This is a genomic window from Actinophytocola sp. NPDC049390 (assembly GCF_044466355.1).
Classification (GTDB): domain Bacteria; phylum Actinomycetota; class Actinomycetes; order Mycobacteriales; family Pseudonocardiaceae; genus Actinophytocola.
Map to the genome: position 1 here is coordinate 719,719 of NZ_JBITMQ010000002.1, position 26,207 is coordinate 745,925.

Genomic DNA, 26,207 nt, shown 5'->3' on the forward strand with positions numbered 1-26,207 from the left:
CCTCGTCCGCTCGCTGGCCGTGACCAGCGAGCCCGCCCGCCACCTAGGCCGTACGGATCACCACGACGTTGACTATACGTGCCGTGCTCAACAGGTTTTCGCGCGCACTCGCGCACTAAGCGCTCGCTTAGCTAGGGTCGGCCCATGACACCGGACTTCAAGGGAAAGGTCGCGCTGGTCACGGGTGCCAGCCGCGGCATCGGGCACGCCATCGCCGTCGAGCTCGCCCGTGGTGGCGCCGCCGTCACGATCTCCTCGCGCAAGGCCGACCAGATCGCGGCCGCGGCCGACGAGCTGCGCGGGCTCGTGCCGGACGCGCGGGTGCTGGCGGTTCCGGCGAACACCGGCAACGACGACGACCGGGCCGAGGTCGTGCGCCGCACCGTCGAGGAGTTCGGCTCGCTCGACGTGCTGATCAACAACACCGGCATCAACCCGACCTACGGCCCGCTCGCCGAGGCCGACCTGGGCGCGGTCCGCAAGCTGTTCGACGTGAACGTGGTCGGGGCGCTCGGGTACGTGCAGCTCGCCCTGAAGGCGTGGATGGCCGAGCACGGCGGGTCGATCGTGAACATCGCGTCGGTCGCGGGCCTGCGTTCGTCCGGGGTCATCGCCGCGTACGGCGCCTCGAAGGCCGCGTTGATCCGGCTCACCGAGGAGCTGGCGTGGCAGCTCGGCCCGAACGTGCGCGTCAACGCCGTGGCCCCGGCCGTGGTGAAGACGAAGTTCGCCGAGGCGCTCTACAGCGCGGACGAGGAGGCGGCGGCCGCGCGGTACCCGATGCGACGGCTCGGCGACCCGGCCGACGTGGCGCAGCTGGTGGCGTTCCTCGCGTCCGACCAGGCGTCGTGGATCACCGGCGAGACCGTGCGCGTCGACGGCGGCATGCTCGCGACCGGCTCACTCTAAGCGGGCGAGGACCGTGTTCACCTGGTGCCGGTAGACGATCGACGTGCGGAAGCCGACGATCTCGCGGCGGCTGGTGAGCCGGTCCACGAGGAACGCGTGCAGGTGGTCGATGTCCTGCGCGGTCACGTGGATGATGAAGTCGTCGCTGCCGGCCAGGGTGAACACCGAGAGCACCTCCGGCAGCGCGGCGACCGAGTTCTGGAAGGACTCGATCACCCGCCGCGACAGCGGCCGCACCTGTGCGGCGACGAGTGCCTGGACGCCCCGGTTGAGTGCCTTGAGGTCGATGTCCGCGTGGTAGCCGCGGATCACGCCGCGCTGGCGTAGCAACCGGGTGCGTTCCAGGCAGGTCGACGGCGCGATCCCGACCTTGCGCGCGATGTCCTGGTTGGGTTGCCGCGCGTCTTCCTGCAGCTCCCGGATGATCGCCGAATCCACTTCGTCCATGCCCCCATTCTGCCCGCCCGGACCGAATCTTCTTCGGCGTAGCGCGTGTGAGCCTCCTGATCTGCCTAGCGTTCTCGGTGTCGGTTGCGCGTTTGTTCGGCAGGAGGACGTGATGGTCGAATCGTGGGAGCACGTGGAGGTCGTGACCCGGCTCGGACGGCGCTCGGGGGTGCCGGTCACGGTGGCGGTGCACTCGCGGACGCTCGGGCCCGCGGCGGGCGGGATCCGGCTGAAGCAGTACCCGACGTGGCAGGACGGCCAGCTCGACGCGCTGCGGCTGGCGAAGGGGATGACGTACAAGAACGCCGTGGCGGGCGTGCCGTTCGGCGGCGGGAAGAGCGTGATCGCGGTGCCGTCGTCGACGCCGGTGACGGCGGAGCTGCGGGCGGCCGCGCTCGCCGACCTCGGGGAGCTGATCGCCACCTTCGACGGGTCGTACCTGGCGGGCCCGGACATCGGTACCGGCCCGGACGACATGCTGTACCTGCGGGAGTTCACCGACCACGTGTTCTGTCTGCCGGAGTCGGCGGGCGGCACCGGGTCGTCGAGCGGCCCGACCGCCGCGGGGGTGCTGGCCGCGCTGCGCGCGGGCGCGTCCGCGGTGTTCGGGTCGCCGTCGGCGGCCAGGCGCCGGGTCGCGGTGGTGGGCATGGGTTCGGTGGGGTCGCTCGTCGCCCGCGCGCTCGCGGAGGAGGGTGCGACGGTCGTCGCCGCGGACGTGGACGCGGCGCGGTGCGCCGGGTACGAGCAGGTGCCGGTGGCGTCGGCGTACGGCCTTCCGGTGGACGTGCTGGTCCCGGCGGCGGTGGGCGGGGTCGTCGACTCCTCGGTGCGGGCACCGCTGGTCGTGGGCCCGGCGAACAACCAGCTGGCCCGCGACGACGTGGCCACCGCCCTGGCGGCGGCGGGCGTCACGTGGGTCCCGGACTTCGTGGCGAGCGCGGGCGGCGTGATCTACACCCTCACCCGCGAGGCGGAGGGCCTCGACCACGACGCCGCCATGACCCGCGTGGCGATGATCGAGGACACGGTCGGCACGCTGCTCGCCCGCGCCGCGGCGGGCGGGACCACCCCATTGGCGGAAGCCCTGACGTTGGCCGAACAGCGGCTCGGGGCGGCGGCGCTGGTGTGATCAGCGGCTGTCAGGTCGCCAGGACGCGCGGGGAAGCCGTGCGCACCCCGTGCGTCACCTGACGAGGTCCGCGAGGGCCTCGACCGAGCGCCGGACGTCCGCGCGGACGGCACGGCCGATCGCCACCCCGACGGGGCCGAAGACCGGTCGGCCGGTGACCTCGGCGTCGATGGTCACCGTCGAGCCGTCACCGGACTCCCGGATGGACAGTGCGAGCGCGACCCGCACGCCGCCGACACCACGGCCCTTGATCCGCAGGCCGGACGGCGGCGTGTAGGACTCGACCAGCCAGCTGACCCGGTTCCGCAGGCCCATCACCTTGACGACCGACGTGAGGGAGGTGCCCTGCTCGATCTCGTCGGGCAGGGCACCGCGCCAGCCGTCGTGGAGGGTCATCCACTCGTCGAAGCGGGTCAGGTCCGAGGCCACCGCCCACGTGCGGGACGGGGACGCCGGAACGGTGGCTGTCGCGTTGACCTTGGGCACGACGCAGAGCGTAGCCGTGCGCAGGGCCGCCCGCCGGTGCGAAACCGGCGGGCGGCCAACGAAACCGGGCTACGGCCGCACGTACCCGTTGAGGTGCAACGAGATGCCACGCAGCGAGCCGGTGTCGGCACCCGCGGCGTCCTGCACCGTGAACGTCCACGTGCCGTCCGCCGGCGCGCCGGTCAGCGCGTCGATGGCGGTGGCCGGCCGCCACGCCCCGGTGAACGGGGCGGTGCCGGACGTCACCGACGAGAACGGGTTCGCGGCGGCGTCGTCGAACACGACCTGGCACATGTTGTTGCCGCTGCTTCCGTTGCGGCTGAACAGCGTCGCCGTCTGGCCGCTCGGCGCGGTCAGCGTGCCGACCAGGTCACCGACGTAGGTGTGGTCGATGCCCACGGTCGTGGCACCTTCCTGCGTGCTGCAGGTGGTGCCGTCCACGGACAGCGAGATCCGCGACGCGCGACCGAAGCCGCTCACCGGGATCCGCACCGTCGCGCCGAGGGTGCTGTTGTCGGGGATCGCGACCGGGGCGCCCGAGTACGCGAACGTCACCGACTCGTCCGACGGCTGCCCGACACCCACGGAGAACGTGGCCGTCCTCGGCGAGAACACGCCCGCGAACGTCACCCGGGTGGCGAACTGGATGGGCACACCGACCTCGTGCGTGGCGGGCACGGTGATCGTGTAGTCCTTCACCACGGTCTCGCCGCGCGGGATCGTGCCGTAGGACTGGGCGCGCGGCGTCACGGTGACACCCGGGGCGGACGTGGTGAGTACGACGCTCGTCGACACCGCGGTGCCGTCACCGATGTTGGTCACCGGGAGGGACACCGTCGCCGTGTCGCCCGGCTGCAGGTACTCGCTGCCGCTCTCCGGTGTCACCTTCGGCGTCTCCGCGACCGCGAGCGGCTGCGGGCTGGCGCCGGTGTAGGCGAGCACGCGGTCGGCGAGCAGCACGCCGTGGCCGCTGCGGCCGTCGACCCCCGGCTCGGCGATGTCAATCGCCGTGCGGGTGAGCGCCTCACGCACCTCCGCCGGGTCGATGCCCGGGTTGCCGGAGAGCACGAGACCCGCGATGGCCGCCGCGTGCGGGGCCGCCGCCGAAGTGCCGTAGAACCGGGTGAAGCCGCTCACGCTGGTGACCACGCCGTCCGCCGCGGTGATGTCCGGCTTCTGCCGCACCTCGCCGCCGGTCGAGCTGAAGTCGCCCGGGGTGATCGGCGTGCCGTCCGCCTCGAAGAAGACCCTGCGGGGGCCGTCCGAGGAGAACCGCTCCAGCCGCGAGTTCGAGTCGTACGTGCCCGGGTACGGGCCCGCCGGGTTCGCCGGGTCGCCCGGCACGAGGACGCCGGACCACGCGACGGCGGCCGGGGCGGCCGCGGTCGAGAACGCGCCGCGTGCGGCCGAGTGGCCCCACGAGACCCCCGGGGTGGCGAACGCCTTCAGCGTGCCCTGGTCGACGAAGCGGCCACGCAGCACGGTGACCGACAGGTACCGGTCGGCCCCCGAGAACTTGACCACGGCGACCCGCAGGTTCGACCCCGCGGGCACGTCGACGCGCTCGTAGGCGTCCTGCGTACCGGTCTGGTAGTTCTGGCTCGCGGCCACGACGTTGCCCGACGAGTTCACGACGTACAGGTCGTAGTCGTTGGCGGACGCGCCGACCGGGTCGGCCCAGTTCAGGATGACCGGGCGGCCCGCCGCGGCCGTGAACGGGTCGAGGACCTGCGTGCCGGGACCGGGGTCGAAGTCGTGGGCGTAGCCCGCCATCTTGCCGATGACCTGACCGGAGTTGACGTAGTCGCCCTCCCAGTGCCCCGCCGTGCCGTCGACGGTGTTGCCCTCGTTGCCCGCGGACGAGAAGTACAGCGCGCCGTCCGCGATCACGTCGTTCACGGCCTGGGCGATGATCCAGTCCTGGAACCGGGCTTCCTTGAAGTAGATGATGTCGTCGACGATGATGTCGCAGCCGGCGTCGAAACGGAGCTTGCGGATGTTGTCCGCGAAGCTCGCGTCGCTGCGGAACGCCGTGGCGAAGCCGAGTTCGGCGCCCGGCGCCACGTCGTGGATGATCTCGAGCATCGCGGTGCCCTCGTCACCCGAGCCCGCCTCGCCCGGCAGCACGTCCACGGCGGGCAGCTCGCCGCGGGCCTGGGAGGCCGCGAGCGAGGACACGCCGTCGGACAGGGCGCAGATCTTCACGCCGATACCGGTGACCCCGACCTCGGCACGCGCGGTGTCCGCGTTGTGCGCGCGGTCGCCCTCGCTGTCGAGCGTGCCCGCGCGGGCGGCCAGCGCGGCGCGGGTCTCCTTCTCGATCCGCGCGTCCCGCTCGGCCTTGCTCTCCGGCTCGCGGTTCTCGTCCGGGGAGAGTTCGCGGGCGGTCATGTAGCCACCCGCCTCCTCGACGCGCTTCACGCCGGGCAGCGCGGCGATCGAGTTGATCGCGGACAGCGGCACGTCGGCCCGGATCGAGCCGTACCGCTCCGAGGTGACCTTGACCTCGGCGCCCTTGGCCGCGAGGGTCTCCAGCAGACCGTCGCTGACGCGGGCGCGGATGTCGACCGACACCTTGCCCTTGGCGTTGGTGTCGACGTCGTTGCGCAGCAACGGCACGGTCGCGCTCGCCGTCCGGGCGCCTCCCAACCGCTGCCGCAACACCAGCTGACTGTCCACTTTGGCCTCAGCGGACGACTGGCTCTTCTTGATGGCCTGGAGGGCGGCGATCTGGTTCGCCGCCCTCTTCTCGGCGGAGATCTGCTGGTCCTCGCGCGGTGGCGCGGCCACGGCGGGAGTAGCCAGTCCCACCACTGCCAGCAGACACGCGGCGGTGGTGAGAAGTACTCGGGATCTTCGTGATGCGTGTGCAGGTGAACGCACGGATGTCCTCCGCGATTGCTCGGCCGTGCCCCGACTCACGACTGCCCAGTGCCGGTGCCCCCGGCCGGACCAAACGTATGGTCAGAAGCTTTCCGACACAGCGGCCATTCGGCGCAACCACACAGCGTGTGTGTTAACGGTCGCGGTCCGTCAGCGACTCACAGGACGAATGCGTCGGACCAGGGCTGCGCGCTGCGCCCGGAAAGGGCGTCGAGCAACGTCGCGGCCTGACTGTCCGTGAGAGACGCGACGAAGTCGATCACGGCTCGACCCCTTGCCAGCTCACGGATTCCGAACTCGCCGTGCGGCGGCTCACCGGTCGCACCGACCAAAGTGGACATGTCGGTCCTGGCGAGCGCGCGGTACTCGGTCTCGGCCAGGTCGACGAGGTCACCGAGCCGCCTCGGCAGCCGGTTCGCCTCGTGTCGGTCGGACAGCCACTGTTCGAGCGCTTCCACCAGTGCGGTCAGCATCGCGGCCTGACCCCGTTGGTGCAGCGCGAGATCCGGGCGCAACAGGACGAACCGGCGGTGGACGAACTTGAGGACCTGCACCTCGTGCCACTGCGCGGGCGCGAGCATGACGTGCCCGGAGCGGGTGGGCGGGTCCATCACGACCGTCATACCGTCGACGAGCCGGACGGTCCACACCGACGAGAACCGCGCGACCGCCTGTTCCGTCTCGACGGAACCGTCGAACGGGGTGTCGAGCATGCCGTCGACCAGCTCCGTGCGCACCCGTGCCACGGCGGCGACGAACGCGTCGTCGTCGACCACCCACGCGTCGCGGCGGTGCATGCGGCGGCGTAGCTGTTCGAGCGAGTAGCCGGGACGGCGGGCCTGCGCGGCGAGCGTCTCGTCGTCCAGCGCGGCGAGTTCGAGCGCGCTGGACAGCCAGTGCCCCAGCTCGGCCGCCACCGGCGCGTGTTGCAGGACGCCGATCCGGTGGAAGTCCTCGAGGTCGTGGATGGCGTAGGCGATGTCGTCCGCGGTGTCCATCACCGACGCCTCGACGGTCTGCTGCCAGCTCGCGAGCCGGCCCGCGAACGCGGCCCGCGACTGCGCCATGTCGTCGAGTTCGGTGACGTAGACGGAGAACTTGCTCGACCCGGTGCCCGGTTCGCCCGCGGGTTCCGAGGCGCCGCGCGGCGGGGACGCCATGTGCCTCGGGTGCGGGTCGGGGTGGGTGAGGCGGGTCCACGGGTACTTCAGCATCGCCGCGCGGACCGCGGCGGTCAGGTCGAGGCCCACCGCGCTCGGGCCGCCGGTGTCGGTGGTGGTCACGATCCGCAGGCTCTGCGCGTTGCCCTCGAACCCGTCGGGAAGGCTGAAGCGGTGTCGCGCGAGGCGGTCGAGGACCTGCTCGCCGAGGTGTCCGAACGGCGGGTGGCCGAGGTCGTGGGCGAGCGCGGCGGCCTCGGCGACGTCGGGGTCGCAGCCGCCGAGCTTGTCGATGACCGACGCGAACACCGGGTCGGCGCTGAGCCGTTCCGCGATGGCGCGGGCCACCTGGGCGACCTTGAGGCTGTGCGTCAGGCGGTTGTGCAGCAGCCCGGACCCGGACGCGCTCACCACCTGGGTGACCCCGCCCAGGCGCGCGAAGAACGGGGACGCGACGATGCGGTCCCGGTCGACCCGGTACGGGCTCGCCGCCAGATCGCCGGACTCGGGCCCTGCGTGACGCTCGGAGCGACGCGCCTCCCTGGGGTCGACCTGATCAGCCATGCGGGAGACCTTAGTCGTCGTGTGGTGGGATCGGCTGGTGGTCGGCGTTGTCGTGGTCGGTGGCGGGCCCGCCGGGTGGGCACTCGCACGGGCCTGCGCGCGGCGGGGGCATGCCGTCACGCTCGTCGCCCCTGGTCACCGGTGGCACGCGACCTACGGCGTGTGGGCGGACGAGGCACGGTTGCTGCCGCCGGGGTCGCGGTGGGTGACCACCCGGGTGCGGGGTGGCGGGCGTGTCCTGCCCCGGGAGTACGCGGTGCTGGACAACGACTCGGTCCTCGCCGCCTGCGCGTCCCCGGGCATCGAGGTGGTCAGGGCGCGGGCCACGGCGATGACGGCCGGCTCGGCGACGCTCACGACCGGCGAGGTCCGGCACGGGATGGTGTTCGACGCGACCGGGGCGCGGCGGGGCGAGGTGGAGCAGACCGCCTACGGGGTGATCGTCCCCGAACCGCGCGAGGCCGTCTTCATGGACTGGCGGCAGCCCACCGACGGGCCCGCCACGTTCCTCTACGCGATCCCGCTGCCCGACGGCCGCATGCTGCTGGAGGAGACGAGCCTCGCCCGCGAGCCCGGCCTCGGGTTCGACGAGCTGCGGGACCGGCTCCACGCGCGCCTGGGCGAGGTGACCGGGCCGGTCGAGCGGGTGCGCTTCCCCGTCGACGTGCCACCGCCGCCCCGGCGGGCACGTGGACCGATCCGGTTCGGGGCGGCCGCCGGGCTCGTCCACCCGGCCACGGGGTTCTCGGTCGCCGACGCGTTCCGGCTCGCCCCGGTGGTCGCCGACACCATCGGGCGAGGTCAGCGGGCGGTGCGGCGTGTCATCTGGCCGTGGCGGGCGCGGCTCGTGTACCAGTTGCGGATGCGCGGGCTCGCGACCCTGCTGAGCCTCACCGCCACCGAGCACGAGGAGTTCTTCGACCTGTTCTTCGCCCTGCCGGTCCGCCACCAGCGCGCCTACCTGTCCGGGCGCACCGACGTGCTCGGCACGGTCGCCGCGATGACCGCCCTGTTCCGCGCCGCACCAGCCCACCTCCGCCGGAAGATGATCGCCTCGTGAACACTCCAGCCCAGCTCCTCGCCAGGAAGATCCCGCAGGTGTTCCCCGGCACCGACCCCGCGGCGGTCCAGCGAGTGCTCGACGGGTACGCGGGGCCGGAGCGGGCGAGGGTGCAGCTCGCGATCGTGAAGCTCTGCGACGAGGACGGGACCGACGCGCTGCCGCGCTACGTCGACACCGCGTGCCAGGACCACCGCGACGTGCTCGCGTGGGCGGAGTTCCCGCAGCAGATGCGACCCGACTGGTTCTCACTGTCGGTAACCGACCGTGCGAAGGTCGTGAAAGCGGATCGACAACAGTACGCACGGTGGTTGGCGAGGTAGAAGGCACCTTTTGCCGCAGCACGTTGCACCGATACGGTGATTTGCCCCCCACCAACATGAACAGTCGGTTACATCAGGTGACCTCGCCAGGCCGGATCGCCAGGATGCTCCTGTGGCCTCCGTGCCGGGAGTTTCCTACGCCTTCCAGCCCATGCTGTCGACACGCACGGGACGGTTGCTCGCACTCGAAGCCCTCGCCCGGCCCGGGACCGGCACCGTGCACGACGTGCTGCGGGACGCCGCCCGCGGCAACCGGCTGGTCGAGGTCGACGCGGCGCTCGCGGCCGGGGCGGTCCGCGCCGCCACCACGGCCGAGGTGCCGCTGCACGTGAACGTCCTCGCGAAGACCGCCACCCGCACCGACGAGCTGCTCGGCCCCCTGCTTCCCGCGCTGCGGGCCACCGGGCGGGAGCCCGCCGACGTGACCGTCGAGGTCACCCCGCCGTTCGGCGGGCTCGCCCGCGAGGCACTGCTCGGCGGGCTGAAGACGTTGCGGGAGCAGGGTTTCCGCATCGCCTTCGACGGGGCCGGGGACGGCGACCTGCCGCTGTCGATCATCGCAGACGTGCTGCCGGACATGGTGAAGCTCGACGCCTACTTGCTGGCGGGTGTGCCGGGCAACGCGGCGGTCGTCGCCATGATCGAGGCGCTCGGGCACCTGGCGACCCGCACCGGCATCCGGCTCGCCGCCGTGGGGGTCGAGTCGGAGGACCAGCTCGCCGTGCTCAGCAGGATGGGGGTGCCGGTCGCGCAGGGCAACCTGATGGCGGCGGCACAGCACGGTACGCCGACGTACGTGGCGCCCGAGATCACCCGGCTCGACGGGGTGCCCGCCGGTCCAGGCGGCCCGCTGGTCGCCGACCTGGTCCGCCCGGCGGTCACGCTGCCCGAGTCGGCCACCTCCGAAGAGGTGCGGCAGGTGTTCGTCGACTCGCCCGAGGTCACCGGCGTGGTGCTGATCGACTCCGGCGGGCGGCCGCGCTGGTCGCTGTCCCGCCACCGGTTCCTGCTCGCGGTCACCGGGCCCTACGGGCACGCGCTGCACGCGAGCAGGCCCGCGGCCCGGCACGCGGACGCGCCACGCACGATCCGCGCGGACGCGGCAGGCATCCAGTTGCTGGAGGCGGTCGGCGAGACCGAGGGCTCCCGCGCCGGTGACGACGTGGTCGTGGTCGACCCGGTCGGGCGGTGTGTCGGGACCGTGCGGTTGACCGAGGTGATGCGCGGGGTCGCGGAGGCGAAGGTCGAGCAGGCCGTCGCGCTCAACCCGCTGACCCGGCTGCCCGGCACCGGTGAGGTGACCCGCGAGATCGACCGGCGCATCGAGCGCGCGGAGATGTTCGTCGTGAGCTGGCTCGACGTGGACAGGTTCAAGACGGTCAACGACACCAAGGGCATCGTCGCCGGGGACGACCTGATCCGTGCGCTCGGCCGGGTGCTGTCGGACCTCGCGGTGAACCTGCCGGGCACCCGCGTCGCACACGTCGGCGGGGACGACTTCCTCGTGGTCACCGACGTCGACGAGGTCGGCACGCTCGCCAACGAGGCGGTCGACCGGATGTGGCGGGTCGACGGCACGGTGGTCACGGTGTCGCTCGCGTCGCTGGTGTGCGCGGTCGGGTCGGTGACGTCCCACCGGGAGGCGTCCCGGCTGCTGGCGCCGCTCAAGCAGCGGGCGAAGGCGGTGCCGACGTCGAGCTGGGTGCTCGGGCGACCGAACTCGGACCGGGTCGACGTGCTGCGCGGCCGGGACCACGCCGTCGGCGCCTAGACTCGTGCCAATGGAGCGCTACTCACCTGGCCAGGTCGCCGAGCAGACGGGGTTCAGCCTCGACACCCTGCGCTACTACGAGCGGATCGGCCTGCTGGACGGCATCGAGCGCAACTCGGGCGGGCAGCGGGTGTTCACCGCCGACGACGTCGCGTGGCTGCGGATCCTGCGCTGCCTGCGGGACACGGGCATGCCGATCCAGCGGATGGTGCGGTACGCGGAGCTGGCGCGCGGCGGGGACGAGACCGTCGCGGAGCGGCTCGAGGTGCTGCGCGAGCACGACCGCGACATCGACGAGAGGATCGCGCACCTGCTCCGCGAGCAGGAGCACATCCGCGGAAAGATCGCCTACTACGAGCGGCACCAGGCGTCCCGAGATCAGCCCGGCGTGACGAACCCCGTCTCGTAGGCCAGGATCACCGCCTGGGTGCGGTCGCGCGCCCCGAGTTTCGCGAGCACGTTGCCCACGTGCGTCTTCACCGTCTGCACGCTGACGAACAGCCGCTCCGAGATCTCCACATTGGACAAGCCGGTCGCCATCAGGCGCAGCACCTCGGCCTCCCGTTCGGTGAGCCCGGCATGCGCGAGCCCGCCCGCGCCACCACCGCCGTGCGCGGCGGCGAGCGCCCGGATCGCGGACGGGAACAGCAGCGACTCCCCGCTCACCACCATGCGGATGGCCCGCACGATGTCCTCCGGCCGCGTGCGCTTGAGCAGGAACCCGTTGGCACCGGCCCGAAGCGCGTCGTAGACGTAGTCGTCGTTCTCGAACGTGGTGACGACGAGGATCTTCGGTGGTTCGGCGACGGTCTCGAGGATGTGCCTGCTGGCCTGGATGCCGTCGACGGCGGGCATGCGCACGTCCATCAGCACCACGTCCGGCCGGAGTCTGGTGACCAGTGGCAGGACCTCGGCACCGTCACCGGCCTCGCCGACGACGGTGAGGTCGGGCTCGGCGTTGATGATCGCCCGCAGCCCGGCCCTGATCAGCTCCTCGTCGTCGACGAGCAACACCGTCGTCTTGCCGTCCGTCATTCGCGCACCGTCCTCAGTGGAATCCGCACCTGTACCCGCCAGCGGCCCTCGTCCGGCCCGGCGGTCATCTGTCCACGCAGGACGGTAACGCGCTCGCGCATCCCGGACAGTCCGTGCCCGCCGCCCGCCCTCGTCCCGGCATGCTCGTCGATCGGGTTGGAGAGGTCCAGCTCGAACCGGTCGCCGCGCGCGGCGAGCCGTAGTTCGACCGGCACCCTGCCCGCGTGCCGCAGCACGTTCGTGAGCCCTTCCTGCACGATCCGGTAGGCCTCGCGGGACACCGCGGGCGGCACCCGGTCGAGCGCGCCCTCCACGGTGGACTCGACGGCGACCCCGGCGATCCTGGTCTGTTCGAGCAGGGTCGGCAGGTTCGCGAGGGTCCACTGTGGATCACCGGCGCTCGTCTCCTCGCGGAGCAGCCCGAGCACGTGGTCGAGGTCGGCGAGTGCGGCGCGGGCGGACTCCTCGATGGCCGACAGCGCGGTGCGGGCGAACTCGGGGTCGGAGTCGAGGACGCGGCCCGCGGCGCTGGCCTGGATGGTGACGACGGAGAGCGCGTGCCCGACGGAGTCGTGCAGCTCGCGGGCGAGGCGGTTGCGTTCGGCGAGCCGCTCGGTGCGCTGCTCCAGCTCGGCGAGCCGCTCGGTCGCCGGGGGCCCGAGGAGGAACGGCGCGGCCCGGGTGGCCAGCACCGCCGCCCCGACGACGAGGTGGACGAGCACGAGGACCCCGGCCAGCCCGGCCAGCGGCACCCACGCGCCCGCCCATCCGCGTGGCGTGGCGACGACCAACCCGAGCGCGTCGACCCGCCCGACGAACGGCGCGAAGAAGGTGAGCACGGCGGTGGGTGGCACGGTCAGCGTGAGCACCGACAGGATCCCGCCGACGAGCAGGTGCAGCACGAACCACCCGGCGAACCGCGCCCGCGACTCCCACGAGCGGCCGCCCGTGGTCGCCTGCTCGGGAATCCCGTCGCCGAGCAGCTCCCTGGCCGCGGTCCCCTCGATCACCCGGACGGCGGGGATCAGCGACATCAACACCATCACGCCGAGGACGAGGACCAGCGACAACGCGACGACCAGCGTGGTCTCGTCCTGGAAGGCGGCGGGCATCAGCGACGGCAGGACCATGCCGGCGATCAGCATGAACGGGACCAGCACGGCGCCGCCCAGGATCAGGTACACCCATCGCCGGTAGGTCGACGGGCGGATCACCGGGCCGAGCACGAGGTCGAGAACGGCCGCCACACCCCGATCCTGGCAGACCCACCCGTGACCGGCCCTCCCCCACCGGACCGGCGGAGGTCACTCCGAGGAGGGAGCCGGGCGGCTACGCTGCAAGGCGGCCCCCGAGCGAGGACGAGGATGACTGAAGAGCAGGACGGGCCCCGGCGCCCACCAGTGGACGGCCCCACGGTGATGGGCCCGTCGACCGGCCATCTCCACGGCCCGACGCCGCAGGAGCCGACGCTCCCGGCGGACGCCACCGCCGGCGCGGACGAAGAACCCACGCTCCCCGAACCCACTCCACCGCCGACGTTCCCCGACGGCCCGACGGTCGCCACCTCGATCGACGAGGCCACCCTCGCCGAACCCACCGCCCCGGCCACGACCTGGCCGTACGGCCCGACGATGGGCACCCCGGTCGTCATCCCGGCGGAACCGGACGAGCCCACCGCGGCCGTCGTCGACGAGTCGCCCACCACCACCGGTCCCACGGTCGCGAGCTGGCCCCTCGACGAGTTGCTCCCGCCGCCGCCCACCGACCTCGTCTGGCGCCCGGACACCCCCGAACCCCCGCCGCGCCCCCACCACCCGGCCTACTACATCGCCCTCGGCGCCGCGGTGGTCCTCGTCGTCGCGCTCGTCGCGGCCGCGGCGCTCGCGACGGTCGTGCGGCCGACCCGGCAGGTGGCCGGCACCGCCCGGCCCGCCCAGGCCATCCCGGAGATCACCACCCCGAGCACCGAGCCGCCGACCACCACCACACCGCCCCCGCGGCGACCGGACGGACCCGCCGACCACCCACTGTCCACCTCGACGGCACGCATGGCCGACGCCACCTGCGCGCTCCCCCGCTTCGACCTCCCCGACGAGGCACAGGCCGCCTTCTACACCGCCGCCAAGACGTGCGCCGACGACGCGTGGGGCGGGGTCCTCGCGGAGGCAGGGCTCGACGGCCGGGTCGAGGTGGTCACGGTCACCGACACGGTGCGGACGTCCTCGTGCGGTGAGATCACCCCGGAGAGCCCGGCGACCCAGTGCGACGGCACCGTCTACATGACACCCGCGCACCTGCGGGACACCGAGCGCAACGGCCGCTACCCCGGCCGGTACTTCGGGGTGTTCCTCCGTGAGTACGCCCGCGCCCTCCAGTTCACGACCGGCCTCGCCGAGACGGCGGCGGACGTGGACGGGGCCGAGGAACGACTCGCGCGACAGGCCACGTGCATGGCGGGCATCGCGAGCGGGGCCATGGCGAACCGGGGTGCGGTGGACGCGAACATCACCGGCGAGATCGGCGACCGGCTGTCCAGTGTGGACGCACCACCGGACGCGAAGGCATGGCTGGACAAGGGTGCCCAGGCCCGCACGCTCGACGCCTGCAACACCTGGACATGAAAGAGCCGCGCGGGCTGGCACCCGCGCGGCTCCGGCAAGCCTGGCTCAGATGGTGAAGCCGAGCGCCCGCAGCTGTTCACGGCCGTCGTCGGTGATCTTCTCCGGGCCCCACGGCGGCATCCAGACCCAGTTGATCCGGAAGTCGCCGACGAGGCCGCCACCCGGGCCCGCGGTCAGCGCGGCACGGGTCTGGTCCTCGATCACGTCGGTCAGCGGGCACGCCGCGGACGTCAGCGTCATGTCGAGCGTCGCGGTGTTGTCGTCCTCGACGCGGATGTCGTACACGAGGCCGAGGTCGACGACGTTGATGCCCAGCTCGGGGTCGACGACGTCGCGCATCGCCTCCTCGACGTCCTCGACCGCGGCCACGTCCGCCGACGGCGCGGGCGGCTCGGGCAGCGACTCCACGCCGCGACCTGCTTCTTCGCTCATCAGTCTCTCCCCTCGCTCAGGCAGGCAACTCGGCCAGATCGATCCTGACCTGGAACGGTTCGTTCGTCTCGAACATTCCGGTGGTCGCCGATGTCTCTCGGTACCGGCCATCGTCGCCGAGGCGGTGGGCCACCAGCGACAGTGGATCAGCCAGGTCTATCACCCAGTAGAAGGGTATCCCGGCAGCGGCGTACTCAACCGGCTTCACCACGGTGTCGACCATCCGTGTCCCGGGCGCGACGACCTCCACGGCGACCAGGACCTGCTCAGGGGTGAAGTGGGGGGCGTCGGCACCGATGAGGGCACGGTTGAAGATGACCAGGTCCGGAACGCGCACACTGGCCGGAAAACCCGGCTCTGTGACGACCTCAACGCTGCCCACCAGGTCCCACTCGGGAGGAAGTTGAGGGGCCACGTCGACCGCGAACCTCACCACGACCGACTGGTGCGGCATGTGCGACTTGGGATTCGCGACCACCACACCTTCTTGGAGTTCGTAGTTCCGGCTGTTGTCCTCGGGCAACGCGACCCACTCGTCGAGAGTGAGCAGGTGGTCAGGTGGAGCGATCACCGCGTCGATGCCTTGGCGACCGCGTCCTTGAACGCCATCCACCCCAGCAGCGCGCACTTCACGCGGGCCGGGTATTTGGCCACGCCCGCGAACGCGACGCCGTCCTCGAGGACGTCCTCGTCCGGTTCGATCGTGCCCCGGCTCTGCACCATCTCGACGAACGCGTCCATGGTGGACAGCGCCTCGGTGACGGTCCGGCCCGTCACCAGGTCGGTCAGCACCGACGTGGACGCCTGGCTGATCGAACAGCCCTGGCCCTCGTAGGACACGTCGGTGACCTTCTCGTCGGCCACCGCGACCCGCAGTGTCACCTCGTCGCCGCAGGTCGGGTTGACCTGGAACGACTCGGCGTCGTACGGCTCGCGCAGGCCGCGCCCGTGCGGGTTCTTGTAGTGGTCCAGGATGATCTCCTGGTACATGGACTCGAGGTTCATCCGAAGACCTTCTTCACCGCCGCCAGCCCCTTGACCAACGCGTCCGCCTCGGCGGTCGTGTTGTACAGGTAGAACGACGCCCGGGTGGTCGCCGGAATTCCGTACCGCACCACGGCGGGCCGCGCGCAGTGGTGGCCGACGCGCACCGCGATGCCCTGCTCGTCCAGCACCTGGCCCACGTCGTGCGGGTGGATGCCCTCGACCGTGAACGACACCTCGGCGACCCGGCCCTCCGCGGTCGGCGGGCCGATGATCCGCACACCCTCCACGGCCGACAGCGCGTCCAGCACGTACGCGGTCAGCTCGTGCTCGTGCGCGGCGATGCGGTCCATGCCCACGGCCGTCAGGTAGTCCACGGCCGCGCCCAGCCCGACCGCCTCCGCGATCGGCGGGGTGCCCGCCTCGAACTTGTGCGGCGGCGCGGCGTAGGTCGACCGCTCCATGGTGACGACCTCGATCATCTCGCCACCGCCCAGGAACGGCGGCAACTCAGCCAGGAGTGGCAACCGTCCCCACAGGACACCGATGCCGGTCGGGCCGAGCATCTTGTGGCCGGTGAACGCCACGAAGTCGGCGCCGAGCGCGGTCACGTCGAGCGGCAGGTGCGGCGCGGACTGCGACGCGTCCACCAGCACCAGCGCGCCGACCTCCTTGGCCCGCTTGATGACCTGCTCGACCGGGTTGACGGTGCCGAGCAGGTTCGACACGTGCACCATCGACACGATCTTCGTGCGCTCGGTGATCACCGAGTCCAGGGTGGACAGATCGAGGCGGCCCTCGTCGGTGATCCGGAACCACTTGACCGTCGCGCCGGTCCGCTCCGCCAGCATGTGCCACGGCACGATGTTGCTGTGGTGCTCCATCTCGGTGATGACGATCTCGTCACCGGGACCGACGCGGTAGCCGGGACCGGCGTCGCCGAGCACGCGGGCGATCAGGTTCATCGCCTCGGACGAGTTCTTCGTGAAGATGACCTCGTCCCGCGACGACGCGTTGATGAACGCCGTGACCTTGTCGCGGGCGCCCTCGTACAGCGCGGTGGCTTCCTCGGCCAGCGTGTGGATGCCGCGGTGCACGTTGGCGTTGTGCTTCTCGTAGTAGTCGACGATCGCGTCGAGCACCTGGCGCGGCTTCTGCGACGTCGCCGCGTTGTCCAGGTAGACGAGCGGCTTGTCGCCGTGCACCAGCCTGGACAGGATCGGGAAGTCCTTGCGGATCGTCTCGACGTCCAGACCGGAAGTGGTGGTGGTCATCCGGGAACCTCGTCTCGTGGGGCAGGGTCAGCCGATGGCCGCGGCTTCCTGCTTGCCGGTGAACCGGACGTAGCCGTGCTCCTCGAGCTGGTCGGCGAGCTCGCGGCCACCGGACTCGACGATCTTGCCGCCCGCGAAGACGTGCACGAAGTCCGGCGTGACGTGGCGCAGGATGCGGGTGTAGTGGGTGATCAGCATGACGCCGACCTCGCCACCGGCCTTGACGCGGTTGATGCCCTCGGAGACCACGCGCAGCGCGTCGACGTCCAGGCCGGAGTCCGTCTCGTCGAGGATGGCGATCTTCGGCTGTAGGAGCGCGAGTTGCAGGATCTCGTGGCGCTTCTTCTCGCCGCCGGAGAAGCCCTCGTTGACCGAGCGCTCGGCGAACGCCGGGTCGATCTCCAGCTCCGCCATGGCCTCCTTGACCTCCTTGACCCAGTGGCGCAGCTTGGGGGCCTCGCCACGGACCGCGGTGGCGGCGGTGCGCAGGAAGTTCGACATGGAGACGCCGGGCACCTCGACCGGGTACTGCATGGCGAGGAACAGACCGGCGCGCGCACGCTCGTCGACGGACAGCGACAGCACGTCCTCACCGTCGAGCAGCACCTCGCCGCCGGTCACCTCGTACTTGGGGTGGCCCGCGATGGCGTAGGACAGGGTGGACTTGCCGGACCCGTTGGGGCCCATGATCGCGTGCGTCTCACCCGAGTTGATCGTCAGGTTGACCCCGGACAGGATCTCCTTGGCGGTGTCGTCGGCGTTCACCGAGACGTGCAGATCCTTGATCTCCAGCGTGGCCATCTTCTGTGCTTTCTCCTTGGTGTTACAAGTCAGTTCGTGGTGGTGGTGACGTCGACGTACACGTCACCGTCGCGGATCTCCACGGGGAACACGTCCACCGGCTCCGTGGCCGGGAGCGAGGACGGCCGCCCCGTGCGCAGGTCGAAGCAGGAGCCGTGCAGCCAGCACTCGATGCCCTTCTTCGTGACCTCGCCCTCGGAGAGGTTGAGCGTCGCGTGACTGCACTCGTCCCGCAGCGCGTGCACCTCGTCCCCTTGCCGGACAAGGACGACCGGCTCGTCGTCGAGCTCGACGCCGAACGGTTTCCCTTCGTCCAGGTCGGACAGTGCACACGCTCTAATCATTGCGCCTCCGCGGGAACAAGTACCTCGGCGCGGATCATGCCCCTACTGCTTCCAGTTCCGCCTCGATGGCCGCTTCGAGCCGCTCCCGGATCTCCGGCACCTGGATCTTCATCAGCAGCTCGTGGAAGAAGCCGCGGACGACCAGCCTGCGCGCGACGCCCTCGGGGATGCCGCGGGCCTGCAGGTAGAACAGCTGCTCGTCGTCGAACCGGCCGGTGGCGCTGGCGTGGCCCGCGCCGGCGATCTCGCCGGTCTCGATCTCCAGGTTCGGCACCGAGTCGGCGCGCGCGCCCTCGGTGAGCACCAGGTTCCGGTTCAGCTCGAAGGTCTCGGTGCCCTCGGCCGCGGCCCGGATCAGCACGTCGCCGATCCAGACGGTGCGTGCGTCGTCGCCCTGCAGCGCGCCCTTGTAGACCACGTTGGACTTGCAGTTGGGCTGCGCGTGGTCGGCGAAGGTGCGCAGCTCGATGTGCTGCCCGGAGTCCGCGAAGTACAGGCCGTTCAGCTCGGCGTCGCCGCCGGGGCCCGCGTAGGTCACGGTGGGGCTCACGCGGACGAGGTCGCCACCCAGCGCCACGAGGTGGTGGCGCAGCGTGGCGTCACGGCCCAGCTTCGCGTGGTGCGCCGAGACCTGCACGGCGTCGTCGGCCCAGTCGTGCACGCTGACGACGGTGAGCTTGGCGCCGTCGCCGACGACCAGCTCGACGTTGTCGGCGACCGTGCCGGAGCCGCGGTGGTCGATCACCACGACCGCCTCGGCGAACTGCTCGGCGCGGATCTGCAGGTGCCCGTAGGCGACCTGGCCCTCGCCCGGCCCGGTGACCGTCACGGTCGTGACGGCCGCCTGGGTCTCCTTGGGCACGGTGACGACGGTGGCCTGCGTGAAGGAGGTGTAGGCCTGCGCGGCGATCCGGTCGGCGGGCGTGCCGGACTCGCCGAGCCGGGAGTCGTCGCGGCCGACGGTCTCGACCCGCACGTCGGGACCGCCGACCTCGACAAGAAGCTCACCTGAAGCTACCGCAGAGCCGTCGTGGAGGCCACGGAGCCGCTTCATCGGCGTGAAGCGCCAGATCTCCTCGCGTCCGCCCGGGACCTCGAACGCCTCGACGTCGAACGAGGCGAACTGCTCGGCCCTGGAGGCGGCCGGGACGACGACCCCGTGGGAGTGCGGGGTCTGAGTAACAGCCTGGCTCATTTAGCCGACGGCCCCTTCCATCTGCAGCTCGATGAGCCGGTTCAGTTCCAGTGCGTACTCCATGGGCAGCTCACGGGCGATCGGCTCGACGAAGCCGCGCACGACCATCGCCATCGCCTCGTCCTCGGTGAGGCCGCGGGACATCAGGTAGAACAGCTGGTCCTCGCTGACCTTCGAGACGGTCGCCTCGTGGCCCATGGACACGTTGTCGTTGCGGATGTCCACGTACGGGTAGGTGTCCGAGCGGCTGATCTGGTCGACCAGCAGCGCGTCGCACTTCACCGTGGACTTCGAGTTGTTGGCCCGCTTGGCCACCTTGACCAGACCGCGGTAGGAGGTCCGGCCGCCGCCGCGCGCCACCGACTTCGACACGATGGTCGAGGAGGTGTGCGGCGCGAGGTGCTCCATCTTGGCGCCCGCGTCCTGGTGCTGGCCCTCGCCCGCGAACGCGATCGAGAGGACCTCGCCCTTGGCGTGCTCGCCCATGAGGAACACCGACGGGTACTTCATGGTGACCTTGGAGCCGATGTTGCCGTCGATCCACTCCATGGTCGCGCCCTCTTCGGCCTTGGCGCGCTTGGTGACCAGGTTGTAGACGTTGTTCGACCAGTTCTGGATGGTCGTGTACCGGCAGCGGCCGCCCTTCTTCACGATGATCTCGACGACGGCCGAGTGCAGCGAGTCCGACGAGTAGATCGGCGCGGTGCAGCCCTCGACGTAGTGCACGTAGGCACCCTCGTCGACGATGATCAGGGTCCGCTCGAACTGGCCCATGTTCTCGGTGTTGATCCGGAAGTAGGCCTGCAGCGGGATCTCGACGTGCACGCCCTTCGGCACGTAGATGAACGAGCCACCGGACCAGACGGCGCCGTTCAGCGCCGAGAACTTGTTGTCACCGTGCGGGATGACCGAGCCGTAGTACTCCTCGAACAGCTCGGGGTGCTCCTTGAGCGCGGTGTCCGTGTCGAGGAAGATCACGCCCTGGCGCTCGAGCTCCTCGTTGATCTTGTGGTAGACCACCTCGGACTCGTACTGCGCGGCGACACCGGCCACCAGGCGGGCCTTCTCGGCCTCCGGGATGCCCAGCTTGTCGTAGGTGTTCTTGATGTCCTCGGGCAGGTCCTCCCAGCTCTGGGCCTGCTTCTCGGTCGAGCGCACGAAGTACTTGATCGTGTCGAAGTCGATGCCCGACAGGTCTGCGCCCCAGTTCGGCATGGGCTTGCGGTCGAAGAGACGCAGGGCCTTGAGCCGGGACTCGAGCATCCACTCCGGCTCGTTCTTCTTGGCCGAGATGTCCCGGACGACGGCCTCGGAGAGGCCGCGCTGGGCGCTCGCGCCTGCGACGTCGGAGTCCGCCCAGCCGAACTGGTACTTGCCCAGTGCGGCGATCGTCTCCTCTTGCGTCAGCGGCGTGCCAGCGCGCTCCGCGGCGGTGGTCATGAAGGCGTCCCTTCGGTTGTGGTGGGAGCGGTCGCGCCCGCCTCCGGTGGTTCGGCGCCACCGAGCGGCACGTGTGTGGTGCACGCGGCGTCGCCGCGCGCGATGGTGGAGAGTCGCTGCACGTGGGTGCCGAGCAGTTCGGCGAACGCCGCCGTCTCGACCTCGCACAGCTCGGGGAACTCCGCCGCGACGTGGGCGACCGGGCAGTGGTGCTGACACAGCTGCTCCCCTGCCCCGACGCGCCTGGTCGACGCAGCGTAACCCTCGCTGGTGAGGGCGTCCGCGAGGGCCTTGGCACGTTCCGCGGGCCCCTGCTCGCCGACCACGTCGTCGCGGTGCCTGCCGACCATCGCGTTCACCCGGCGCCTGGCGAACTCGCGCACCGCGTGCTCGCCCGCCGACTCGGCGACGAAGCGGATGGCGGCGATGGCGAGGTCGTCGTACGCGTGACCGAACCGGGCACGCCCGGTCTCGGTCAACAGCCACAGCTTCGCGGGCCGCCCGCGACCGCGCCTGCCCCGTGACGGAGCGTCACGCATGCACGCCTCGCCGTCGGCGACCAGGCAGTCCAGGTGCCTGCGGACCGCGGCCGGGCTCAGCCCGAGCGTCTCCGCGACGGCCGCCGCGGTGATCGGTCCCCGTTCCAGCAGCAGCCGCGCCACACCATGCCTGGTGCGGCCCTCGGAGAGCTGCTGCTCGTTTTTCACAACACCAGTGTGTCTTATTTCCCTGAAGTGGGCAAAGCCGCCCCGCCGTGAGGTGATCGGAGTCACGGGGAGTCTCGACCGATACGCTTCCGCACGTGGCGGTGGGTGACGTGACGGAGGCAGACGTGGGCGGACGGCCGCCTGGACCAGCCGTGTCCGTCACCGAGCCGCTCGACACGCGTGAGCGCAGACAACTCGACGTCATCCGCCGTTTCGGCACGGTCGGTGCGCTGCTGCTCGCCGCCGGTTCACTGGGCGCGGGCGCCGCGCCGGTGAACAACCCGGTGTGGGGCCTGCCCGTGTTCGGCCTGTTCAGCCGGATGACCACGGTCTCGATCGCGATCGCGTTCGCGGGCGTGTTCATGATCGTGCTCGCGTGGCTGGGCCTCGGGCGGCTCTCGCTGCCCGGCCGCGCACGGCTGATGTCGCTGCCGCAGATGGCCCGCACGCTGGTCATGTGGACCGCGCCGCTGGTCATCACGGTGCCGATGTTCAGCAAGGACGTCTACAGCTACCTCGCGCAGAGCGAGATCGCGGCACGGGGCCTCGACCCGTACACCGTCGGGCCCGCCGACGCGCTCGGCTACGAGGACATCCTCACCAAGAACGTGCCGACGATGTGGCGGGAGACGCCGTCGCCGTACGGGCCGTTGTTCCTGGTCGTCGGGCGCGGCATCACCTGGCTGACCGGTGACCACGTGGTGATGGGGGTCGTGTTCCACCGGCTGCTCGCGCTGTTCGGGTTCGCGATGATCGTGTGGGCGCTCCCCCGGCTCGCGCGCCGCTTCGGCATCAACCCGGTCAGCGCGCTGTGGCTGGGTGCCGCCAACCCGCTCGTCCTGTTCCACCTGGTCGTGGGCGTGCACAACGAGGCGCTCGCGATCGGGCTCATGCTGGTCGGCATCGAACTGGGCCTGCGGCGGATGCCCCCGTGCGGACCGGGTGGGCCGTACCCGCCGTGGCAGCCGGGTGAGCTGCTCTGGTACGGCATCGGTGCCGTGGTCATCACGCTGGGTGCGGTCGTGAAGATCCCGGCCGCGCTCGCGCTGGGCTTCCTCGGGGTGATGATCGCGCGGCGGTGGGGTGGCCGGTGGAAACACCTGTTCGTCACCGCCGGCGCGCTGCTCGTGATCTTCCTGGGCGTGGTCGCGCTGACCTCCCTCGGCAGTGGCCTGGGCTTCGGCTGGGCGTCGACGCTGAACACGGCCAACACGATCAAGAGCTGGATGGCGCCCATGACCGCGCTCGGCTTCGGCGCGGGCGGCCTGGGCATCTTCCTCGGGCTCGGCAACCACATCGACGCGGCGATCACCGTCAGCAGGATGGTCGGCACGCTGCTCGGTCCCCTGCTCGCGGCGAAGCTGCTGCTGGACAGCTTCCGCTGGCGCCTGCGGCCCATGATCGGCCTCGGCGCGGCGATGGGCGCGGTGCTGGTGCTGGGCGCGACCGTGCAGCCGTGGTACCTGCTGTGGGCGGCGATCCCGCTGGCGTCCGCGGCGGGCAACACCCGGTTCCGGATGGCGGCGACCGCGATCAGCGCCGCGTTCGCGGTGGCCCTGCCGCCGACCGGCAACACCTTCGACGGCCGCACCTACCAGCTGCCCTACGCCTACCTGGCGGCGGCGATCGTGGTGGCGATCGCGCTGTTCGCGGTGCGCAGGCACGTCCCGACCCGGCCCCGCCGCGAGCGCGCGGCCAGCCCGCCTCCCCGCGATTAAAAGTGTTGGTCCCGACCCGGCGACACTGCCGGACCGCAGGCGGTTGGTGGTTGCGTGCCGTCACGTTCCCTTGAGGTAACTGCTGCTCAGGCCAAGACTTGCGCGCAAAGATCCAGAGTCAAGCCCGGCTCATCGCGCGGATCGAGGAGTTACGTACGGCGCCATGCGGGAGGCGGTCGACGCGTTGGACGCGTTGCTCCGCCCGTACACCGACCACGACCGTGAGCGGTGGGGCGACACCGGACGGGACCGGTACGTCACGCACGTGCGGGAGCGGTGGCCGTCCGTGCTCGGTCACACGCCGCGAGGGGCGTGAACCGCGGCTTTAGGTCCACGCAATAGCCTTACCGGCGTGAACGAGTCTGCCGTCGAGCTGTCCGGGCTGGTCAAGCGCTTCGGCGCGACGACCGCGGTCGACGGGCTCTGCCTGCGGCTCGACCGCGGGCAGGTCCTCGCGCTGCTGGGCCCCAACGGCGCGGGCAAGACCACGACCGTGGAGATCTGCGAGGGTTTCCAGCGCCGCGACGCCGGTGACGTCCGCGTCCTCGGGCTCGACCCGGCGACCGACCACGAGCGGCTGCGGCCGCGCATCGGCGTGATGCCGCAGGGCGGTGGCGCCTACCCCGGCGTGCGGGCGGAGGAGATGCTCGCGCTCGTCGCGGCGTGCGCGGCCGACCCGATCGACCCGGCGTGGCTGATCGACGTGCTCGGGTTGTCCGGCGCGCGCCGGACGCCGTACAAGCGGCTCTCCGGCGGCCAGCAGCAGCGGTTGTCGCTCGCGTGCGCGCTGGTCGGCAGACCCGAGCTGGTGTTCCTCGACGAGCCGACGGCCGGGCTGGACCCGCAGGCGCGGCGGCTGGTGTGGGAGCTGGTGCGCGCGCTGCGGGCCGACGGCGTGAGCGTGCTGCTGACCACGCACGTGATGGCGGAGGCCGAGGAGCTGGCCGACCACGTCGTGATCATCGATCGCGGCCGGGTCGTGGCCGACGGCAGCCCGAGCCAGCTCACCTCGGAGGGGCCGGACTCCGCGCAGCTGCGTTTCCGCGCGCGGGCGGGCCTGGACCTGACCGAGCTGTGCTCGGCGCTGCCCGAGGGCTGCCGGCTGGAGGAGACGGCGCCCGGCTCGTACGTGCTGACCGGTCGTGTCGACCCGCAGGTCGTGTCCGCGGTGACGGCGTGGTGCGCGCAGCAGGGTGTGCTGGCCGAGGAGCTGCACGTGGGCAAGCGCAGCCTGGAGGACGTGTTCCTCGAGCTGACCGGGAAGGAACTGCGATGACCACGACCTTCCCGGCGGGCACGTTCACGCCCGCGCCCGGCCGCGGCCGGGCGGGCCGGATGCTGCTCGTCCACGCACGCACCGAAGCGGTGCTCACGCTGCGCAACAGCGAGCAGATCCTGCTGACGCTGCTGATCCCCGCCGCGCTGCTCGTCGGCCTCACGGTTCTCGACATCTTCGACCTGCCCGACCCGCGCGTGGGCTCGGTGGTGCCGAGGGTGTTCGCGCTCGCCGTCATGTCGTCGGCGTTCACCGGGCAGGCGATCGCGCTCGGGTTCGACCGCCGCTACGGCGTGCTGAAGCGCCTCGCCGCGACCGCACTGCCCCGGTGGTTGCTGGTGTCCGGGCGCGCGGTCGCCGGTCTCGTCGTGGTCGCCGTGCAGATCGTCGTGCTGGGCGTGATCGCCGCGGTCATGGGCTGGTCGCCGGACCTGGCGGGGCTGGCGTGGGTGGTGCTGCTGGTGCTCATCGGCACGCTGTCGTTCGGCGCGCTGGGCGTGCTGCTCGGCGGCGCGCTGAAGGCCGAGGTCGTGCTGGCGCTCGCCAACATCGTGTGGTTCGTGCTGCTCCTGGGCGGCGGCATCGTCGTCCCACCGGACTCGATGCCGGGCGGGCTCGGCGACGTGGTCATGCTGTTGCCGTCCGGCGCCCTGACCGACGGGCTGCACACCGCGCTCGTCGACGGCGCGGCCCCGAGCTGGACCGTGTTCGCGGTGCTGGTGGGCTGGGGTGCGGTCGCGACCACCGCCGCGACGCGCACCACGAAACTCGCCTGATCCGGATCACACGGGTCGCGGGCGGAAGCGGGACGCGAACGCGGACAGCTGCGCGTGCCGCCCGTCCGGGTCGTCGGCGGTGGGGCTCACCACCAGCCGGGTCACCCCCTGTGCCGCGTAGGCCTCGACCGACGACTCCGGCACGTCGATCGACGCCCACCGCGTGTACTCCAGCGCGGCCGGATCCCGTCCGGCCTCGGCGGCGGCCGCCCGTGCGAGGTCGAACTGCCTGGCCCGCTCGTCGGGCGTGAGCGCGCCGCCCGGGAACCAGCCGTCGCCGCGCCGTCCCGCCCGCCGCGCGGCCGCCGCGCTCGACCCGCCGACGTGGATCGGCAGCGGACCACCGACGGGCTGCGGGAAGCTGCACAGGTCCTCGAACGGGTAGAACTCGCCAGCGTGGCTCACCCCGTCCGCGCCGCCGGACCACAGCAGCCGCAGCACGTCGATCGCCTCGTCCGCGCGTCGGCCCCGGCTCGCGAAGTCCACGCCCATCGCCCGTGCCTCCCCCGGCAGGGCTCCGACGCCCACGGTCAGCAACCGCAGCCTGCCCTTCGACAGCACGTCCACCGTCGCGAGCCGCTTCGCCAGCGTCACCGGGTGGTGGTAGGGCAGCAGCAGCACGGCGGTGCCCAGCAGCAGGCGGGACGTGGCCGAGGCGACGAACGCGAGGGCGTCGAGCGGGTCCAGGTATGGCGTCGTGGGCGGGAACTCGAAACCGCCGAGCGCCGCGCCGGGGTGCAGCACGACGTGCTCGGGCAGGTACAGGCCCTCGAAACCGCATTCCTCGGCGTGCCGGGCGAAGTCGGCGAGCCGGTCGGGGTCGAGACCGTGGACGGCGGGCTGGTGGCTGATCGCGAAACGCACGCCGC

The 26,207-nt window shown here is 71.6% G+C and carries 27 protein-coding genes; 11 read left to right on the forward strand and 16 right to left on the reverse strand.

The genetic code is table 11. The features are described 5' to 3' along the window. The first annotated feature begins 144 nt into the window (after window positions 1-144). A complete protein-coding gene (locus tag ACIBVP_RS09525; RefSeq protein ID WP_396105584.1) occupies window positions 145-909 on the forward strand; it encodes an SDR family oxidoreductase in 765 nt (254 codons plus the stop codon). On the opposite strand, the gene ACIBVP_RS09530 is transcribed toward ACIBVP_RS09525, so the two are convergent. Further along, the gene (locus ACIBVP_RS09530) at window positions 901-1,356 is read right to left on the reverse strand and encodes an Lrp/AsnC family transcriptional regulator (RefSeq protein ID WP_396105585.1); all 456 of its coding nucleotides are present in this window, start codon (window positions 1,354-1,356) and stop codon (window positions 901-903) included. The genes ACIBVP_RS09525 and ACIBVP_RS09530 overlap by 9 nt on opposite strands. Before the next feature lie 112 nt (window positions 1,357-1,468). Between ACIBVP_RS09530 and ACIBVP_RS09535 the strand changes: the two genes are divergently transcribed. Next, entirely contained in the window at window positions 1,469-2,488 is a 1,020-nt protein-coding gene (locus ACIBVP_RS09535) for a Glu/Leu/Phe/Val dehydrogenase dimerization domain-containing protein (RefSeq protein WP_396105586.1), read from the forward strand. A gap of 54 nt (window positions 2,489-2,542) precedes the next feature. Here the strand turns inward: ACIBVP_RS09535 and ACIBVP_RS09540 are convergent, their stop codons facing one another. The 3 genes from ACIBVP_RS09540 to ACIBVP_RS09550 all read right to left on the reverse strand — a co-directional run bounded on the left by ACIBVP_RS09540 (window position 2,543) and on the right by ACIBVP_RS09550 (window position 7,581). Further along, window positions 2,543-2,974 carry an SRPBCC family protein gene (locus ACIBVP_RS09540; RefSeq protein ID WP_396105587.1) on the reverse strand — a complete coding sequence of 144 codons (432 nt, stop codon included), beginning with the start codon at window positions 2,972-2,974 and terminating at the stop codon, window positions 2,543-2,545. A gap of 69 nt (window positions 2,975-3,043) precedes the next feature. Next, window positions 3,044-5,794: a S8 family serine peptidase gene (locus tag ACIBVP_RS09545; RefSeq protein WP_396105854.1), complete on the reverse strand. Its 2,751-nt coding sequence runs from the start codon at window positions 5,792-5,794 to the stop codon at window positions 3,044-3,046. A gap of 221 nt (window positions 5,795-6,015) precedes the next feature. Then, complete coding sequence (locus ACIBVP_RS09550; protein WP_396105588.1) at window positions 6,016-7,581, reverse strand: deoxyguanosinetriphosphate triphosphohydrolase family protein; 1,566 nt, start codon at window positions 7,579-7,581, stop codon at window positions 6,016-6,018. Between ACIBVP_RS09550 and ACIBVP_RS09555 the strand changes: the two genes are divergently transcribed. From ACIBVP_RS09555 to ACIBVP_RS09570, 4 genes are all read left to right on the forward strand, one after another. After that, the gene (locus ACIBVP_RS09555) at window positions 7,580-8,641 is read left to right on the forward strand and encodes a lycopene cyclase family protein (protein ID WP_396105589.1); all 1,062 of its coding nucleotides are present in this window, start codon (window positions 7,580-7,582) and stop codon (window positions 8,639-8,641) included. The two genes, ACIBVP_RS09550 and ACIBVP_RS09555, sit on opposite strands and share 2 nt — an antisense overlap. Continuing rightward, complete coding sequence (locus tag ACIBVP_RS09560) at window positions 8,638-8,964, forward strand: hypothetical protein (RefSeq protein ID WP_396105590.1); 327 nt, start codon at window positions 8,638-8,640, stop codon at window positions 8,962-8,964. The genes ACIBVP_RS09555 and ACIBVP_RS09560 overlap by 4 nt, the downstream gene beginning before the upstream one ends. A gap of 121 nt (window positions 8,965-9,085) precedes the next feature. Beyond that, entirely contained in the window at window positions 9,086-10,735 is a 1,650-nt protein-coding gene (locus tag ACIBVP_RS09565; protein ID WP_396105591.1) for an EAL domain-containing protein, read from the forward strand. 10 nt (window positions 10,736-10,745) lie between these two features. Further along, entirely contained in the window at window positions 10,746-11,144 is a 399-nt protein-coding gene (locus ACIBVP_RS09570) for a MerR family transcriptional regulator (protein WP_396105592.1), read from the forward strand. Here ACIBVP_RS09570 and ACIBVP_RS09575 read toward each other — a convergent pair. Both ACIBVP_RS09575 and ACIBVP_RS09580 read right to left on the reverse strand, forming a co-directional pair. Next, a complete protein-coding gene (locus ACIBVP_RS09575) occupies window positions 11,114-11,770 on the reverse strand; it encodes a response regulator (protein ID WP_396105593.1) in 657 nt (218 codons plus the stop codon). The genes ACIBVP_RS09570 and ACIBVP_RS09575 overlap by 31 nt on opposite strands. Next, window positions 11,767-13,017 (reverse strand): sensor histidine kinase, encoded by a 1,251-nt coding sequence (locus tag ACIBVP_RS09580; protein WP_396105594.1) that lies wholly within the window; start codon window positions 13,015-13,017, stop codon window positions 11,767-11,769. The genes ACIBVP_RS09575 and ACIBVP_RS09580 overlap by 4 nt, the downstream gene beginning before the upstream one ends. 117 nt (window positions 13,018-13,134) lie before the next feature. Between ACIBVP_RS09580 and ACIBVP_RS09585 the strand changes: the two genes are divergently transcribed. Continuing rightward, window positions 13,135-14,391, forward strand: a complete 1,257-nt coding sequence (locus ACIBVP_RS09585; RefSeq protein WP_396105595.1) for a hypothetical protein — start codon at window positions 13,135-13,137, stop codon at window positions 14,389-14,391. A 45-nt stretch (window positions 14,392-14,436) separates the two neighbouring features. On the opposite strand, the gene ACIBVP_RS09590 is transcribed toward ACIBVP_RS09585, so the two are convergent. The 9 genes from ACIBVP_RS09590 to ACIBVP_RS09630 are packed head-to-tail and all read right to left on the reverse strand — an operon-like array spanning window position 14,437 to window position 21,568. After that, window positions 14,437-14,823: a metal-sulfur cluster assembly factor gene (locus tag ACIBVP_RS09590; RefSeq protein ID WP_396105596.1), complete on the reverse strand. Its 387-nt coding sequence runs from the start codon at window positions 14,821-14,823 to the stop codon at window positions 14,437-14,439. Between the two features lie 16 nt (window positions 14,824-14,839). Then, window positions 14,840-15,394, reverse strand: coding sequence for a Uma2 family endonuclease (locus ACIBVP_RS09595; protein ID WP_396105597.1), 555 nt, complete (start codon window positions 15,392-15,394; stop codon window positions 14,840-14,842). Then, on the reverse strand, window positions 15,391-15,828 hold the full coding sequence (sufU, locus tag ACIBVP_RS09600; RefSeq protein ID WP_396105598.1) for a Fe-S cluster assembly sulfur transfer protein SufU: 438 nt from the start codon (window positions 15,826-15,828) through the stop codon (window positions 15,391-15,393). Before sufU ends, ACIBVP_RS09595 begins: the two co-directional genes overlap by 4 nt. Further along, window positions 15,825-17,081 (reverse strand): cysteine desulfurase, encoded by a 1,257-nt coding sequence (locus ACIBVP_RS09605; RefSeq protein ID WP_396105599.1) that lies wholly within the window; start codon window positions 17,079-17,081, stop codon window positions 15,825-15,827. Before ACIBVP_RS09605 ends, sufU begins: the two co-directional genes overlap by 4 nt. A gap of 27 nt (window positions 17,082-17,108) precedes the next feature. After that, on the reverse strand, window positions 17,109-17,882 hold the full coding sequence (sufC, locus tag ACIBVP_RS09610; RefSeq protein WP_396105600.1) for a Fe-S cluster assembly ATPase SufC: 774 nt from the start codon (window positions 17,880-17,882) through the stop codon (window positions 17,109-17,111). Between the two features lie 29 nt (window positions 17,883-17,911). Beyond that, window positions 17,912-18,226 (reverse strand): non-heme iron oxygenase ferredoxin subunit, encoded by a 315-nt coding sequence (locus ACIBVP_RS09615; protein ID WP_396105601.1) that lies wholly within the window; start codon window positions 18,224-18,226, stop codon window positions 17,912-17,914. Between the two features lie 34 nt (window positions 18,227-18,260). Next, window positions 18,261-19,421 (reverse strand): Fe-S cluster assembly protein SufD, encoded by a 1,161-nt coding sequence (gene sufD / locus ACIBVP_RS09620; protein WP_396105602.1) that lies wholly within the window; start codon window positions 19,419-19,421, stop codon window positions 18,261-18,263. Then, window positions 19,422-20,861 (reverse strand): Fe-S cluster assembly protein SufB, encoded by a 1,440-nt coding sequence (gene sufB, locus ACIBVP_RS09625; protein WP_396105603.1) that lies wholly within the window; start codon window positions 20,859-20,861, stop codon window positions 19,422-19,424. It lies immediately after the preceding gene. After that, window positions 20,858-21,568, reverse strand: a complete 711-nt coding sequence (locus tag ACIBVP_RS09630; RefSeq protein ID WP_396105604.1) for a helix-turn-helix transcriptional regulator — start codon at window positions 21,566-21,568, stop codon at window positions 20,858-20,860. Before ACIBVP_RS09630 ends, sufB begins: the two co-directional genes overlap by 4 nt. A 95-nt stretch (window positions 21,569-21,663) precedes the next feature. On the opposite strand from ACIBVP_RS09630, the gene mptB reads away from it, so the two are divergent. The 4 genes from mptB (at window position 21,664) to ACIBVP_RS09650 (ending at window position 25,338) form a co-directional block, all read left to right on the forward strand. Continuing rightward, window positions 21,664-23,286 (forward strand): polyprenol phosphomannose-dependent alpha 1,6 mannosyltransferase MptB, encoded by a 1,623-nt coding sequence (gene mptB / locus ACIBVP_RS09635; protein ID WP_396105605.1) that lies wholly within the window; start codon window positions 21,664-21,666, stop codon window positions 23,284-23,286. 163 nt (window positions 23,287-23,449) lie between these two features. Continuing rightward, entirely contained in the window at window positions 23,450-23,602 is a 153-nt protein-coding gene (locus tag ACIBVP_RS09640) for a DUF6058 family natural product biosynthesis protein (RefSeq protein ID WP_396105606.1), read from the forward strand. A 36-nt stretch (window positions 23,603-23,638) separates the two neighbouring features. Further along, window positions 23,639-24,562 (forward strand): ABC transporter ATP-binding protein, encoded by a 924-nt coding sequence (locus ACIBVP_RS09645; RefSeq protein WP_396105607.1) that lies wholly within the window; start codon window positions 23,639-23,641, stop codon window positions 24,560-24,562. Further along, a complete protein-coding gene (locus tag ACIBVP_RS09650) occupies window positions 24,559-25,338 on the forward strand; it encodes an ABC transporter permease (RefSeq protein ID WP_396105608.1) in 780 nt (259 codons plus the stop codon). The genes ACIBVP_RS09645 and ACIBVP_RS09650 overlap by 4 nt, the downstream gene beginning before the upstream one ends. Window positions 25,339-25,344: 6 nt before the next feature. Here the strand turns inward: ACIBVP_RS09650 and ACIBVP_RS09655 are convergent, their stop codons facing one another. Further along, window positions 25,345-26,202, reverse strand: coding sequence for a TIGR03619 family F420-dependent LLM class oxidoreductase (locus ACIBVP_RS09655; protein WP_396105610.1), 858 nt, complete (start codon window positions 26,200-26,202; stop codon window positions 25,345-25,347). Between the last annotated feature and the right edge of the window lie 5 nt (window positions 26,203-26,207).